A 13392-nucleotide genomic window follows, 5' to 3' on the forward strand; every position below is an offset into this window, starting at 1 on the left:
GCCCCCCCATGCGCACCAGCAAGATCATCCACATCGTCGGCTGCCATGCCGAGGGCGAGGTCGGCGATGTCATTGTCGGCGGCGTCGCGCCGCCGCCCGGCGACAGTGTATGGGCGCAGTCGCGCTTCATCGCCTCGGACAACACCCTGCGCAATTTCGTGCTGCAGGAACCGCGCGGCGGCGTCTTCCGCCATGTGAACCTGCTGGTGCCGCCGAAGAACCCGAGGGCGGTTGCGGCGTGGATCATCATGGAGCCGGAGGACACCCCGCCCATGTCCGGCTCCAACTCGATCTGCGTGTCCACCGTGCTGCTCGACACCGGCATCGTGCCGATGACCGAGCCGGAAACGCACATGGTGCTGGAGGCACCGGGCGGGCTGATCGAGGTCACCGCCTATTGCCGCAATGGCAAGGCCGAGCGGATCAAGGTGCGCAACCACCCCTCCTTCGCCGACAAGCTGGACGCGAAGCTGGAGGTCGAGGGCCTCGGCACACTGACCGTCGATACCGCCTATGGCGGCGACAGCTTCGTCATCGTCGACGCCCATGCGCTGGGCTTCTCGATCAAGCCGGACGAGGCGAAGGACCTTGCCGAGACCGGCATGCGCATCGTGAAGGCGGCCAACCGGCAGCTCGGCTTCAAACACCCCGAGAATGCCGACTGGAACCACATCTCGTTCTGCCAGTTCGCCGCGCCTGTGGTGGAGGCGGACGGCGTGAAGTCGGGCGCCAATGCGGTGGCCATCCGCCCCGGCAAGATCGACCGTTCGCCCACCGGCACCGGCTGCTCCGCCCGTATGGCGGTGCTGCACGCCAAGGGCCAGCTCAAGGTGGGCGAGACCTTCATCGGCCGCTCCATCCTCGATTCGCGCTTCGAGTGCCGGATCGAAGGGGAAACCAGCGTTGGCGGGCGGCCGGCGATACTGCCCTCCATCATGGGGCGCGCCTGGGTGACGCACACCGCGCAGCTGATGGTGGACCCGGAAGACCCGTGGCAGACCGGCTACCGGCTCTCCGACACGTGGCCGGTGTGGAAGCAGGACTGATGTCCGCCTTTACGTCGGTATGGACGGCGGACTGAATTTTCGCGTCATCCCGGCCGGCACCGCAGGCTGAGCCGGGATCGGGTGCCGCGCTCGCGCTCTAAAACGAGCGTCATCCCGGACACGGCCTTACGGCCGTTCCGGGATGACGCTCGTTCGCAGATGACTCGTTGGAACGGCGCGGCTTACTCCGCCGCCTCGCCAGCGGCGCGTTCCTCGGCGTCCTCGATGGTCTTCAGCGCGTCGGGATGCGGCATCGAGATGATGTTGTAGCCGGAATCGACGAAATGGATCTCGCCGGTGACGCCCGAGGACAAATCGGAGAGCAAATAGAGCGCGGCGCCGCCGACTTCGTCAATGGAGACGGTGCGGCGCAGCGGCGCGTTGCGCTTCTGGTAGTTGAACATGAGGCGCGCATCGGCGATGCCGGCGCCCGCCAGGGTACGGATCGGGCCGGCGGAGATGGCGTTGACGCGCACGCCCTGCGGGCCGTAATCGGCGGCGAGATAGCGCACGCTGGCCTCAAGCGCCGCCTTGGCGACACCCATCACATTATAGTTCGGCATCACCCGCGTGGAGCCGCCATAGGTCAGGGTGATGATCGAGCCACCCTCGGCCATCAGCGGCGCGGCGCGCTTGGCAAGCTCGGTGAAGGAGAAGCAGGAGATCACCATGGTGCGGGTGAAGTTCGCCCGCGTGGTGTCGGCGTAGCGGCCCTTCAGCTCGTTCTTGTCGGAGAAGCCGATGGCATGGACGAGAAAATCCAGCGTGCCCCACTTCTCCTTCAGCACGGCGAAGACGGCATCGACCGAGGCGAGGTCCTCGACATCGCAGGCCAGCAGCGTGTCGCTGCCCAGGCTCTCGGCGAGCGGCTTCACCCGGCGGCCGAGCGCCTCGCCCTGATAGGTGAAGGCCAGCTCGGCGCCCTGCGCCGCCAGCGTCCGGGCGATGCCCCAGGCGATGGAATGGTCGTTCGCGACGCCCATGATGAGCCCGCGTTTTCCCTGCATCAAATTGCCCTGTAGGGGGGCGCCCTGCGTCAGGCTCATGTTGGTTGTTCCTTCCGCAGCACCGCCGCCTCGATCACGCCTCGGGATGCTGGAAGACCAGCACCGCATTGGCCCCGCCGAAGCCGAAGCCGTTGGAAAGCACCCGCTCCAGCCGCGCATTGTCGACGCGCTCGCGCACGATTGGCATGTCCGCGAAGGCGGGGTCGATCTCGTCAATATGGGCGCTCGCCGAGATGAAGCCGTTCTGCATCATCAGGATGGAGTAGATCGCCTCATGCACGCCGGTGGCGCCCTGCGAGTGGCCGGTGAGCGACTTGGTGGCCGAGATCGGCGGCGCCTTGTCGCCAAACACCGCGCGAATCGCCTCGATCTCCTTGAGATCGCCGATCGGGGTCGAGGTGGCGTGCGGGTTGATGTAGTCGATTCCGCCCTTCACATCGGCCAGAGCCAGCTTCATGGCACGGGCAGCGCCCTCGCCGGACGGGGCGACCATGTCGGCACCGTCCGAGGTGGCGCCATAGCCGATGATCTCGGCATAGATGCGGGCGCCGCGGGCCTTGGCGTGCTCCAGCTCTTCCAGCACCAGCACGCCGGCGCCGCCGGAGATGACGAAGCCGTCGCGGTTCTTGTCATAGGGGCGCGAGGCGACTGCGGGACGGTCATTATAGTCGGACGACATGGCGCCCATGGCGTCGAACAGGCAGGACAGCGTCCAGTCGAGATCCTCGCAGCCGCCGGCGAACATGATGTCCTGCTTGCCGTACTGGATCATCTCGGCGGCATTGCCGATGCAGATATTGGTGGTCGCGCAGGCGGCGGAGATGGAGTAGCTCAGCCCCTTGATCTTGAACCAGGTCGAGAGCGTGGCCGACGCCGTCGACCCCATCGCCTTGGGCACCGCAAAGGGGCCGACGCGCTTGGGGTTGGCGTTCTTGCGGGTGATATCAGCCGCCTCGACGATGGTGCGCGTCGACGAGCCGCCCGATCCCATGATGAGGCCGGTGCGCTCATGGGAGATTTCGTGCTCTTCGAGCCCGGCGTCGCGGATCGCCTGATCCATGGCGACGTGGTTCCACGCCGTGCCGCCGCCGTGGAAGCGCATGGCGCGGCGGTCGACGATCTCGCTGGCGTCGAGTTGCGGGGCGCCCTGCACCTGGCTGCGGAAGCCGAGCTCGGCATATTTCTCGGCCCGGCTGATGCCGCTCCGTCCCTCGCGCAGGGAGGCGAGCACCTCCTGCGTGGAGTTGCCGATGGACGAGACGATGCCCATTCCGGTTACGACAACACGGCGCATAGGCTTCCTTTCCTTCAAAGCACGCGAGATGGTCTAGGCACGCGACAGGGGTGAGGCACGCGAGATGGCCCCGCGGGGCGAACCCCGCAAGGGCGTGACGTCACGACTGGAACAGCCCGACCTTCAGGTCGCCGGCCCGGTAGATAACCTCGCCATCGGCCTCGACCCAGCCATCGGCGATGCCGAGCACCAGCTTGGAACGCATGACTCGCTTGAAGTCGATGCCGTAGACCACCTTCTTGACGGTGGGCAGAACCTGGCCGGAAAACTTGATCTCGCCGGCGCCCAGCGCCCGCCCGCGCCCGGGCGAGCCGAGCCAGCCGAGATGGAAGCCGACCAACTGCCACAGCGCATCGAGGCCGAGGCAGCCGGGCATCACCGGGTCACCGATGAAGTGGCAGCCGAAGAACCAGAGGTCGGGCCTGATGTCGAGCTCGGCGCGGATATGGCCCTTGCCATTGGGGCCGCCGCTCTCGGAAATCTCGGTGATGCGATCGAACATCAGCATCGGCGGGGCGGGAAGCTGCGCATTTCCCGGCCCGAAAAGCTCTCCGCGCCCGCACGCGAGCAGTTCCTCGTAAGTGAAGCTCGTCTGCCGCTCGACCATCGTTTCGGTGTTACCCACGCTTGCTGTTTCCATTGCCTTGAACGGTCCCTGCCGCCGATCCTTCGCGGCGCGGAGGCGGGCTCTCCCGCATCGGCCACGTGACGCAGCGCGCTTCCTATCACAGCGCCCCGCCCGCTCAAAGCCGCCCGGCCGGCGGCCGAGCCACGCAAGACGGCGCGCCGATCGCCCTACCCCCGCACCTTCAGGCGAGAAAGGCGGCAGGCAGGCCGCGCACCTTCCCGCGAGGCGGGTTTCCATGCGAGGATGGTGGCAGGCGGCAGGGACGTGGCTGCGGGGGCCCCGGATGACCGCGCCGGCCCATAGTTTGGAACCATTACGATTATCCCGCACGATATTGCCCCCGCCCCTGCGGTGCCGATATAATGCCAGATGAATAGGGGTGTCGTGCGCCTGCCACTCGACCTGAGCGAGCGGCACGGGGACGCCCATTGTGATGCGGATCCACCTTGTCTCGCCCCCCGGCGGGAGGGGCGGTAACGATGGTTCGGAAGAAACGATGAGCGAAGGATTTCGCCCCCAGAACCTGGCCTTCTCCCGCATGGTCGTGGAAGAAGACGGTCCCATTCTGCCGGTCGCCAAGCTGCGCGACGGCGCCGGCCGCACCGGCTGCCCGTTCCATGACGTGCGCCATATGCTGCGCGATGTCGGCCTTCGCCCCACCCGCCAGCGCCTGGCGCTCGGCTGGCTGCTGTTCGCCAAGGGCGACCGCCACGTCTCAGCGGAAATCCTGCACGAAGAGGCGATCAAGGCACGCTTCCCGGTGTCGCTGGCCACCGTCTACAACACGCTGCACCAGTTCACCGAGGTCGGCCTGCTGCGCGAGCTGGCGGTCGACGGGTCGAAGACCTATTTCGACACCAACCCCTCGGACCACCACCATTTCTTTCTGGAAGGCGAGAACAATCTCGTCGACATTCCCAGTGCCTCGGTCGAGGTCGAACGCATTCCGGAAGCCCCGGAAGGTTATGAGATCGCCCGGGTCGACGTGGTGGTGCGCCTGCGCCCCAAGCGGCGCTCGTAGACCCAGCTGGACGCCACTGCGGCGTCATTGATGCGGAATTGAAAGCCGGTCGCGAGACCGGCTTTTTTGCTGGGTCGGTCAGCCCGCCCGCAGGAAGGCGGCAAGTTCGCGCAACGCCGCCTTTACCGGCGCGTCGCCGGCGCGGGCGACCAGCATGACGGTTGCCGCCGGCAGGCCGGGCAGGTTCAGGCGCGGACCGACATCGACAGCGCCGGCCGGGGCAAGGTGAGCGGCCAGCGGCGCGACCGCCAAGCCTGCCGCCACCGCCGCGCCGACAGAGGAGACGCTGCCGCCGACAAAGGCCTCGCGCCAGGAAATCCCGGCCGAATCGAGCGCCTCGATGGCCACGGCGCGCACGCCGCAGGGCGCCGCCAGCAACGCGAGCGGCAGCGCATCCCCCGCCTCCCGCCAGTTCGCGGCGGCGAACCAGCCATAGCGATCCTGCCGCAGAATCTCGCCGGTCCGTCGGTCGCCCTCCCGCCGCGCCACGACCGCATCGAGATCCCCCGAATCGAAGGCGTCGAGCAGGACCCGCGAAAAGCCCATGCGGATATCGAACACGATGTCGGGGCTGGCCGCTGAAAGGCGCCGCAGCAATCCGGGCAGCGTGTCGCCGGTGACGTGATCGCTGATGCCGAGTCGCAGCCGGCGCGCCGGTACGGCGCCCCACAGCCGCGCCTCGCGATCGGCCGACAACAGCCGGCGGGCACGCTCCAGAAACAAGGCGCCATCGGCGGTGAGGCGGACGAGACGCGGCGTGCGCTGCAGCAGCGTGCGGCCGAGCCGATCCTCCAGCTTGCGCAGCTTCAGGCTCACGCCCGCCTGCGTGCCGCCCAGCGCCTCGGCCGCGCGGGTGAAGCTGGAGAGCTCGGCCACATGCACGAAGGCGCGGACGAGATCGAGATCGAGGGGACGATCATTCATGACGTTTTGCTATCGCTGATATATTCAATGATAGCATTATCTCATGATGGAGGCTGCGTTACGACTCCCCTCGCAACCCCAGGGGAGACACGCCATGCCGATGATCCAGATAAAGTTCGCCACGCCGTCCGGCGCCACTGGGCTGGAAGCCGCCCTCGCCCGCCGCGCCGCGCAACTCGCGCAGCAATGGCTGGGCAAGGACCCCACGGTCACCGCCGTTCTGGTCGAGCCGGCGGACCCGGCGCACTGGTTCTGCGCCGGGCGCAGCCTTAAGGACGCGGGGCTCGCCGCCTTCTGGCTCGATATCCGCGTGACGGAAGGCACGAACACCAAGGACGAGAAGGCCGCCTTTATCGCCGCCACCTTCGCGACCTTCGCCGAAGAGCTCGGCCCGCTGCATGCGGAAAGCTATGTGCATGTGGTGGAGGCGCGCGGCGATGCCTATGGCTATGCCGGCCTTACCCAGGAGCGCCGCTATATCACCGCGCGGCCGGTGTGAGGCTCACTCCAGCTTCTCGCCGGGATAGACGCCCCACAGGCGCTCCTGCTCGATGAAGCCGTCGAAGCCATTCTCGAAGAAGCGGCACCATTTGCCGTCGCAATGCTCGATCTTGCCGAGCACCCCCGCCTCCAGGCGAGCGCGGACGGCCGAATCCTTGGACGGGCTGGCGTAGAGCGGAATCTCCTCGCCGGCCTTCCACGGGTTCACCAGCGCCGTGCGGCGGCCCGAGAGCATGGAATGGTAGACCCAGCCCTCCGCGCCGTCGGCGTCGCGGATGCGCCGCCAGGTCTCGAACTCGGCGGTGATCTCCACCGGCAGGCCGGCGCGAGTGAACACCCACGCCACACCGTGGTCGCGGGTGGGGCCCGAACGGACATTCACCTTGTCGGCCTTGAGACTGACGAATCGCGGCACCTGCAGCCCGCTGGTGCGCCCCACCGGCCCCGTGCTCCCGTCCGGCACGCCTTCCGGTGCCGGCACGCTCTCCGGTGCTGGCGTCGGGGCCTGCGCCAGCGCCAGCGGCATGGCAGCCGCCAACACCGCCGCCGCCGCCACGGCCCGCAGGAAACCCGTCATCCGCAGCTTCGCCACGCCTCGAAGCCTGTTGCTACGCATCGTCTCAATCACCCTTCGCCCATCGCGGCGGCACGGCCCGGCAGCGCGATCGCCAAAACACGCCTGCACCGCGAATCAGTGCATTTTTGTGTTTCGTGGACCTGTCTGCTAAGGAACGCGTCGCCCGGTTTTGGCGCGAGTGTGGAGCCCGTAGCGTTAACGGGAGCTTGATCGCCACGGGGAATCGTACGGGGAGCAACATGGCCCGCAGGAAGCCGCTGGTCGTCGTGACGCGCAAGCTGCCCGACAAGATCGAAACGCGCATGCGCGAACTGTTCGACGCGCGCCTGAATGTCGACGATGTGCCGATGAGCCAGGCCGACCTGTGCGAGGCGATGGCTACCGCCGACGTGCTGGTGCCCGCCATCTGCGACAGGATCGATACCAGGGTCATCGAGGCGGCCGGCCCCAATCTCAAGCTCATCGCCAATTTCGGCAATGGCGTCGACCATATCGACGTGACCGGCGCCACCACGCGCGGCATCACCATCACCAACACGCCCGGCGTCCTCACCGAGGACACCGCCGACATGACCATGGCACTGATTCTCGCCGTACCGCGCCGGCTGACCGAGGGCGCGGCGCTGATCACCAGCGATGACGGCGCCTGGCCCGGCTGGTCACCTACCTGGATGCTCGGCCACCGCATCTGGGGCAAGCGGCTCGGCATCATCGGCATGGGCCGCATCGGCCAGGCGGTGGCGCGGCGCGCGCGCGCCTTCGGCCTGCAGATCCACTATCACAACCGCCACCCCCTCCCCGCCCAGATCGAGGAAGACCTCGAGGCGACCTATTGGGACAGCCTCGACCAGATGCTGGCGCGGATGGACATCCTGTCCATCAACTGCCCGCACACGCCGGCCACCTTCCATTTGCTCTCCGCCCGCCGGCTGAAGCTGGTGCGGCCGGACGCCTATATCGTCAACACCGCGCGCGGCGAGGTGATCGACGAGCACGCGCTGATCCGCATGATCGAGCAGGGCGAGATCGCCGGTGCCGGCCTCGACGTGTTCGAGCGCGAGCCGGCGGTGAGCCCGAAGCTGCTCAAGCTCGCCCGCGCCGGCAAGGTGGTGCTGCTGCCGCATATGGGCTCGGCCACCGTCGAGGCCCGTGTCGACACCGGCGAGAAGGTGATCGTGAACATCAAGGCGTTCATGGACGGCCACCGCCCGCCCGACCGGGTGCTGCCGGCGATGCTGTGAGGCGGGGCGGCTGAAGGCGGGCGGCTGCGTGCTTCAAGGCGCGCTCCGCTCGCACCTCAGCATGACGTGGCCTTTGTCCCGCGCACCGTCTCCGCAGCGCGGCTCCCCCACTGCGTTCCCCGGACAAGCCGCGCCCCGCGCGGCGCCGATCCGGGGCCCAGGAGGACCGGGAGGGCGCTCGCCGCAGGCTGTTGGCGCGAGGGATTGCCCAAGTGTCATCCGCCGAAGTGTCTCCCCTGGGTCCCGGCGCGGCGCGGCGCTTCGCCTGCGGCTCCGCTGGGCCGGGACAAGAGGGTGGCGCGAGGATCGCCGTGCGGCGCCCGATCGGGCCATCCCATGACACGCGAGCGCCCCGTCGCGTTGCTTCACGTCCATTCAAAGATTAATTATATTAGCGATTACAGCCTCACATCGCGGATTTTGCCGAGCCAATCGATCTACGCACGGAGCCGCATATGATAAAACGTCTATTAATTGCTACATTTGGCGCCCTATTATTGTATATATTTTTGTATATATTTATGATAAGTTCCCATCTTATGTTATTTGTAGTACATGTCCAAAGTTTTCCTGGAGGCACCATCAAAATAGACGACAGCGACCGGCATATTGCAAAGAAAGATGGATATATTGCGTTCATACAACAATTAAATAGTGATTCCGACGTCATCTTGAAATGCACAAAATCTATAGATAGAGATGGATATTTTACACCTCTACTTGATCAATTTATATATATTGAAATAGATGGCTGCGATATAATTGACACCAAAGGATATGATTTAATATTTCCATTCATGATTATGAGTGGTTTTTTATATCAGCTTTATGAGCCCTCATTTATGCCCATAAGGGCGACCCGCGCGGTCGTTGGGATGACATAAATTGTCGTTGCGTGGCTCAAGGCCCTATTCGGCCCCCCACCTCTCGCGCTCCCGTTCCCCGGACAAGCCGCGCCCCGCGCGGCGCCGATCCGGGGCCCAGGAGGACCGGGAGGGCGCTCGCCGCAGGCTGTTAGCGCGAGGGATTGCCGAAGTGTCATCCGCCGAAGTGTCTCCCCTGGGTTCCGGCGCGGCGCTTCGCCTGCGGCTCCGCTGGGCCGGGACACGAGGGGGGGCGTCCGGCCCATCGTCATCCCGGACGGCCAAAGGCCGAGCCGGGATCGCGGGCAGAATGATCGCACGCGAATGACGGACCCGATCCCGGCTCTCGCTTCGCTCGGCCGGGATGACGCCCCCTTTAAGGCCATGCGGAGCCTGTCACCGTCAGCGCATATGCCCCGACAGGTCCTTGATGGTTGGGTTCTCGCCGGTCAGCGGGTTGTCCGGGTCCCAGCCATAGCTCAGCGTCTCGAAGCGCATGGTGAGGGTGTCGATCATCAGCAACCGCCCGACCAGCCCTTCGCCGAAGCCGGCGACGGCGCGCACGGCCTCCAGCGCCACCAGCGTGCCGGCCACCCCCGCCACCGCGCCGAGAATCCCCGCCTCCGCGCAGCTGGGCACCAGCCCCGCCGGCGGCGGTTCCGGGAACAAGCAGCGATAGGTCGGGTTCGGCGCGCCATCCGGCGCCTTCTCATGCGGGCGCAGCGTCGTCACCGTGGCGTCGAAGCGCCCCAGCGCCGCCGAGACCAGCGGTACGCCGGCCAGCGCGCAGGCGTCCGACACCAGATAGCGGGTGGAAAAATTATCCGAACCGTCGATCACCACATCGGCCTGCGCGACCAGCGCCAGCGCATTGTCGGCGGTGAGCCGCGCCGTGATTCCGTCAAAGCCGACATGCGGGTTGAGCGCGGCAATGAAGTCGCCCGCGCTCTCGGTCTTGCGCCGGCCGATGGCGGCGGTGGTGTGGATGACCTGCCGCTGCAGGTTCGACAGCGAGACCTCGTCATCGTCGATCACCGTGAGGTGCCCGACGCCGGCAGCGGCGAGATACATCAGCGCCGGCGCGCCGAGCCCGCCCGCGCCCACGACCAGCATTCGCGCCTTTTTCAGCGCTTGCTGGCCGGGGCCGCCGATTTCGGCGAGCACGAGGTGGCGCGCATAGCGCTCAACCTCCTCGGGGGAGAACAGCGGCGTGCGCGCGGGCGCGGAGGAACCGGCGGGAGTGTCTGTCATGGCTCAGCTATATAACAACCCGCCGCCCGCCCGCCACACTCTGCGTGGAGCCGCACGGGACGGCAGCGATCGGCATTGGCCGCGCGGCGATGAACCGGTATTGCGGGGGCATGAGCGCGAACCCTGAATCGCTTTTCGCCGCCGCCGATCGCCATGCCGAGACGCTCGCGCGCCAGCGCCTGGTGCTCTATGCCGGCGCCAACCTACCCTCGCCGGAGGTTCTGGCCGCCTATGCGCCGGGCCTCGGCGCCATGCCTGCCATGGGGCCGAGTTTCGACAAGGAGCAGCCGGGCACCGAGTTGGTGTCGCATTTCGAGGTAGCGGTGCGGGACGAGGCCTGCGCCCTGTTCGGCGCCGCCTGGGCGGAACCGCGCCTGCCCACCGCCACCCTGTGCAACCTGGCCGTATTCCACGCCTACGCCCGCCCGGGGGACCTCCTGCTGGCGCCGGACAAGGCCCATGGCGGCCATCTGAGCCAGCGGCGCGGCGGCACGCCGGAACTTGCCGGGCTCGCCTGCGCGGAACTGCCCTTCGATGCCGCCGAATACCGCCTCGACGCCGACGGGGCGGCGCGGCTGGTGGCGGAGCGCCTGCCGCGCCTCGTCATGCTCGGGCGCAGCGTGATGCTGAGGGCGGACGACATCGCCCCCGTCGTCGCGGCCGCCCGTGCCGTCGGCGCCACCACGGTGTTCGATGCCTCGCATGTCGCCGGGCTGATCGCCGGGGGCACCTACCCCAACCCGCTGGCGCAGGGCGTCGACGTGCTGGTCACCTCGACCTACAAGACCATCCTCGGCATTCCGCACGGCCTCATCCTCGGCGGTGACCCGGCGCAGGGCGAGGCGCTGGCCCGCCTGCTCGATGCGCGCTTTCTGGCCAATTACAACCCCGCTTTGCTGCCGCCGCTGCTGCGCGTGCTGCTGGAGATGCGCAGCGGCGCGGCCGCCTATGCCCAGCGCATCGTCGCCAACACCGCCGCCCTCGCGGCCGCCTGCCGCGCTGGCGGAAGGTGGCGTGATCGTCGGCCTGTGCCCGGACATCACCCGGCCGGGACGGACCGCCCTGCGGGTGGGCACGCAGTTCCTCACCACGCTCGGCCACGGGCCGGGCGAGATGGAGCACGTCGCCGCCACCTTCGCGGCGCAGCTCTCCCGTGCGCTTTCATCCGTAATGTGAGGTCCGGCGACGAACCTGTCCGCCCGTGCGCATCGCCAGGCGCCGCCTGCCACGCGCACAAGGCCTGAGCGGCCGTGCGCTATCCCCCGGAAGTGCGACAAGCGCACGGCAGGCACTTGTGCGCCGGACGCGCCTCGGCTATTCAGCCTGCGCTCCACGGCGCGGGTGACTTCCGCGCCACGCGCGGAGAGGTGCCGGAGTGGTCGATCGGGACGGTCTCGAAAACCGTTGTGCGTGCAAGCGTACCGTGGGTTCGAATCCCACCCTCTCCGCCATTTAATCGCCCTAAGGGACTGTATTTCGAACAGTTTTCATCGCGACGCTTGTTAGCCAATCCTCATTTTACCCCACATTTTTGAATTTCGGCGCGCGCCGATCGACCATTCGGCGTCCTCTCGCGTGGGTTGCGGTATGCAGGTCCTCCGGGTGCCCGGTCGTGCTCTGCGGCCCAGCCTTCACGGCGAGGCGAAGGCGATCTCCTTTACAAGGTCGAGGAAGGCGCTCGTGCGGATGCCCTTCGGATTCTGCCTCAGATCAACGGTCTGGACCACAACGAGCCACCTCGTCGGCACCAACGCTATGATCTGGCCGCCATAGCCGGACGCGTAGAAGGCTCTCTTCCCCCAAATGTCCTCCGGAAGCGTCCACCACAAATAGCCATAGCCCTGCCGAATCCGCTTCGCCGAGGAATAGGCCGCGGTCGACTCCCTGACCCATGAAGCCGGGACGACCTGCGTGTTGCCCCACACTCCATCATTCAGGAACAACTGGCCGAAACCGGGCAGCATCGCGAGCGCTCAGCCGGAACGGACACCTCGCGAGGCGAGTAGTAGACGATCCCGTCGCCTTTTCTAAGCGCCTTCACCGCGATGTACTTGCCATGACGGAGCGGCGCAAAACCGCCGCTGCGTCCCCCACGCATGCTGCGCCGATGCAACACCCATCGAGATCGCCATACCTTAGCGCCTCACGCGCTGGTCAATTGGGGCCGCGATCGTGTGGGCCGTAATTGTGTAGCCGAACGGATCGCGGAATGCGAAGTAGCGGCCGAAGGGCCCCTCTTTCGGGGAGAACTCGATATGGGCGCCTTGCCTGACAAGATGGTCGTGCAGCGAGTCGGCGTCGTCACAGCCGAACCAGATGGCGACACCCCAGCCCAGTCTGTCTGTTGCTCCGAGGTCGACCACGGGTGTGCGAACGGCAAACGGGATCGGCTTTGTGTCAAACACGATGGCTCCCGGCGGGCTATGGGGAGCGGCCTTCAGTCCGACGACTTCTGTGTAGAATGACCGTGCAGCTTCGAGATCCTCGGTTTGGATGCCGATGAAGTCGGGTCCGATCAGGTGGGGCATGTCAGGGCTTTCCTTCGTTACGCAAGTCTCTATTATCAGCCCACTTATTTATATAAGGGCACTGACATGTCAAACGCAAGTTCGCGAATGAGCGATCCTTATGCGACGATCGGCTTCGCGCTAAAGCAGGCGCAACAGGCGCTTCGCACGCGCATGGACGCGGAACTGCGGGAGATTGGCCTCACCACGCCGCAATACGCAGTCCTTGCATATTTGAAGGTCGAAGCAGGGGCTTCGAACGCGGCGCTCGCACGCCGCGCGTTTGTCACGCCACAAACGATGCAGGCCATACTCGTCACGCTCGAGAAAGCAGGCTTTATCAGGCGGAGTCCCCACCCCGAATATGGGCGCGTTCAGAGAACCGAACTGACGGCCTCGGGCTATCACGCCTTTGAAGCGGCATCTGCAATCGTAGCCGATGCGGAGACACGTCTTCGCAATGCTGCGGCACCCGTGGATCATCAGACTGCCACAGCTATGTTATTGCGACTTGCCGAGGCGCTCCGATAGA

General features: G+C 66.4%; 14 protein-coding genes and 1 tRNA gene. 7 read left to right on the forward strand and 8 right to left on the reverse strand.

Annotated elements, in window-relative coordinates:
* The first annotated feature begins 8 nt into the window (after positions 1-8).
* Positions 9-1046, forward strand: a complete 1038-nt coding sequence (locus tag ACQY76_RS03845; protein ID WP_428031595.1) for a trans-3-hydroxy-L-proline dehydratase — start codon at positions 9-11, stop codon at positions 1044-1046.
* A gap of 182 nt (positions 1047-1228) precedes the next feature.
* Here the strand turns inward: ACQY76_RS03845 and fabI are convergent, their stop codons facing one another.
* The 3 genes from fabI to fabA all read right to left on the reverse strand — a co-directional run bounded on the left by fabI (position 1229) and on the right by fabA (position 3954).
* Complete coding sequence (fabI, locus tag ACQY76_RS03850) at positions 1229-2092, reverse strand: enoyl-ACP reductase FabI (RefSeq protein WP_428031596.1); 864 nt, start codon at positions 2090-2092, stop codon at positions 1229-1231.
* 34 nt (positions 2093-2126) lie between these two features.
* On the reverse strand, positions 2127-3347 hold the full coding sequence (fabB, locus tag ACQY76_RS03855; RefSeq protein WP_428031597.1) for a beta-ketoacyl-ACP synthase I: 1221 nt from the start codon (positions 3345-3347) through the stop codon (positions 2127-2129).
* Positions 3348-3447: 100 nt separating this feature from the next.
* Positions 3448-3954 (reverse strand): 3-hydroxyacyl-[acyl-carrier-protein] dehydratase FabA, encoded by a 507-nt coding sequence (gene fabA / locus ACQY76_RS03860; RefSeq protein ID WP_428032925.1) that lies wholly within the window; start codon positions 3952-3954, stop codon positions 3448-3450.
* Between the two features lie 517 nt (positions 3955-4471).
* Here fabA and irrA point away from each other — a divergent pair.
* Positions 4472-4996 carry an iron response transcriptional regulator IrrA gene (gene irrA / locus ACQY76_RS03865; protein WP_428031598.1) on the forward strand — a complete coding sequence of 175 codons (525 nt, stop codon included), beginning with the start codon at positions 4472-4474 and terminating at the stop codon, positions 4994-4996.
* Between the two features lie 78 nt (positions 4997-5074).
* Here irrA and ACQY76_RS03870 read toward each other — a convergent pair whose 3' ends face one another.
* A complete protein-coding gene (locus ACQY76_RS03870; protein WP_428031599.1) occupies positions 5075-5920 on the reverse strand; it encodes a LysR family transcriptional regulator in 846 nt (281 codons plus the stop codon).
* A 94-nt stretch (positions 5921-6014) separates the two neighbouring features.
* Here ACQY76_RS03870 and ACQY76_RS03875 point away from each other — a divergent pair, with 94 nt between their 5' ends.
* Complete coding sequence (locus tag ACQY76_RS03875; RefSeq protein WP_428031600.1) at positions 6015-6419, forward strand: 4-oxalocrotonate tautomerase; 405 nt, start codon at positions 6015-6017, stop codon at positions 6417-6419.
* A gap of 3 nt (positions 6420-6422) precedes the next feature.
* On the opposite strand, the gene ACQY76_RS03880 is transcribed toward ACQY76_RS03875, so the two are convergent.
* On the reverse strand, positions 6423-6998 hold the full coding sequence (locus ACQY76_RS03880) for an SH3 domain-containing protein (RefSeq protein WP_428031601.1): 576 nt from the start codon (positions 6996-6998) through the stop codon (positions 6423-6425).
* Between the two features lie 239 nt (positions 6999-7237).
* On the opposite strand from ACQY76_RS03880, the gene ACQY76_RS03885 reads away from it, so the two are divergent.
* On the forward strand, positions 7238-8239 hold the full coding sequence (locus tag ACQY76_RS03885; RefSeq protein WP_428031602.1) for a 2-hydroxyacid dehydrogenase: 1002 nt from the start codon (positions 7238-7240) through the stop codon (positions 8237-8239).
* A gap of 1265 nt (positions 8240-9504) precedes the next feature.
* Here the strand turns inward: ACQY76_RS03885 and ACQY76_RS03890 are convergent.
* Entirely contained in the window at positions 9505-10308 is an 804-nt protein-coding gene (locus ACQY76_RS03890; protein ID WP_428032926.1) for a HesA/MoeB/ThiF family protein, read from the reverse strand.
* A gap of 155 nt (positions 10309-10463) precedes the next feature.
* On the opposite strand from ACQY76_RS03890, the gene ACQY76_RS03895 reads away from it, so the two are divergent.
* Positions 10464-11597 carry a glycine hydroxymethyltransferase gene (locus tag ACQY76_RS03895; protein WP_428031603.1) on the forward strand — a complete coding sequence of 378 codons (1134 nt, stop codon included), beginning with the start codon at positions 10464-10466 and terminating at the stop codon, positions 11595-11597.
* Between the two features lie 117 nt (positions 11598-11714).
* Positions 11715-11804 (forward strand) — tRNA-Ser (locus tag ACQY76_RS03900).
* A 180-nt stretch (positions 11805-11984) separates the two neighbouring features.
* Here the strand turns inward: ACQY76_RS03900 and ACQY76_RS03905 are convergent.
* Both ACQY76_RS03905 and ACQY76_RS03910 read right to left on the reverse strand, forming a co-directional pair.
* Positions 11985-12317 (reverse strand): hypothetical protein, encoded by a 333-nt coding sequence (locus ACQY76_RS03905; protein WP_428031604.1) that lies wholly within the window; start codon positions 12315-12317, stop codon positions 11985-11987.
* 171 nt (positions 12318-12488) lie between these two features.
* Positions 12489-12881: a VOC family protein gene (locus ACQY76_RS03910; RefSeq protein ID WP_428031605.1), complete on the reverse strand. Its 393-nt coding sequence runs from the start codon at positions 12879-12881 to the stop codon at positions 12489-12491.
* An 87-nt stretch (positions 12882-12968) separates the two neighbouring features.
* On the opposite strand from ACQY76_RS03910, the gene ACQY76_RS03915 reads away from it, so the two are divergent.
* Positions 12969-13391 carry a MarR family winged helix-turn-helix transcriptional regulator gene (locus ACQY76_RS03915; protein WP_428031606.1) on the forward strand — a complete coding sequence of 141 codons (423 nt, stop codon included), beginning with the start codon at positions 12969-12971 and terminating at the stop codon, positions 13389-13391.
* Position 13392 lies beyond the last annotated feature (1 nt).

Origin of the sequence: Ancylobacter sp. (assembly GCF_965279025.1) — a bacterium.
Classification (GTDB): Bacteria; Pseudomonadota; Alphaproteobacteria; order Rhizobiales; family Xanthobacteraceae; genus Ancylobacter.

What these genes read in the sequence shown, in the direction of transcription:
- ACQY76_RS03895 (WP_428031603.1), top strand. Translation starts at nt 10,464, where the DNA reads ATGAGCGCGAACCCTGAATCGCTTTTCGCCGCCGCCGATCGCCATGCC.
- ACQY76_RS03915 (WP_428031606.1), top strand. Translation starts at nt 12,969, where the DNA reads ATGAGCGATCCTTATGCGACGATCGGCTTCGCGCTAAAGCAGGCGCAA.
- fabA (WP_428032925.1), bottom strand. Translation starts at nt 3,954, where the DNA reads ATGGTCGAGCGGCAGACGAGCTTCACTTACGAGGAACTGCTCGCGTGC.
- ACQY76_RS03910 (WP_428031605.1), bottom strand. Translation starts at nt 12,881, where the DNA reads ATGCCCCACCTGATCGGACCCGACTTCATCGGCATCCAAACCGAGGAT.
- ACQY76_RS03870 (WP_428031599.1), bottom strand. Translation starts at nt 5,920, where the DNA reads ATGAATGATCGTCCCCTCGATCTCGATCTCGTCCGCGCCTTCGTGCAT.
- ACQY76_RS03875 (WP_428031600.1), top strand. Translation starts at nt 6,015, where the DNA reads ATGCCGATGATCCAGATAAAGTTCGCCACGCCGTCCGGCGCCACTGGG.
- ACQY76_RS03845 (WP_428031595.1), top strand. Translation starts at nt 9, where the DNA reads ATGCGCACCAGCAAGATCATCCACATCGTCGGCTGCCATGCCGAGGGC.
- fabB (WP_428031597.1), bottom strand. Translation starts at nt 3,347, where the DNA reads ATGCGCCGTGTTGTCGTAACCGGAATGGGCATCGTCTCGTCCATCGGC.
- fabI (WP_428031596.1), bottom strand. Translation starts at nt 2,092, where the DNA reads ATGAGCCTGACGCAGGGCGCCCCCCTACAGGGCAATTTGATGCAGGGA.
- irrA (WP_428031598.1), top strand. Translation starts at nt 4,472, where the DNA reads ATGAGCGAAGGATTTCGCCCCCAGAACCTGGCCTTCTCCCGCATGGTC.
- ACQY76_RS03880 (WP_428031601.1), bottom strand. Translation starts at nt 6,998, where the DNA reads ATGACGGGTTTCCTGCGGGCCGTGGCGGCGGCGGCGGTGTTGGCGGCT.
- ACQY76_RS03905 (WP_428031604.1), bottom strand. Translation starts at nt 12,317, where the DNA reads ATGCTGCCCGGTTTCGGCCAGTTGTTCCTGAATGATGGAGTGTGGGGC.
- ACQY76_RS03885 (WP_428031602.1), top strand. Translation starts at nt 7,238, where the DNA reads ATGGCCCGCAGGAAGCCGCTGGTCGTCGTGACGCGCAAGCTGCCCGAC.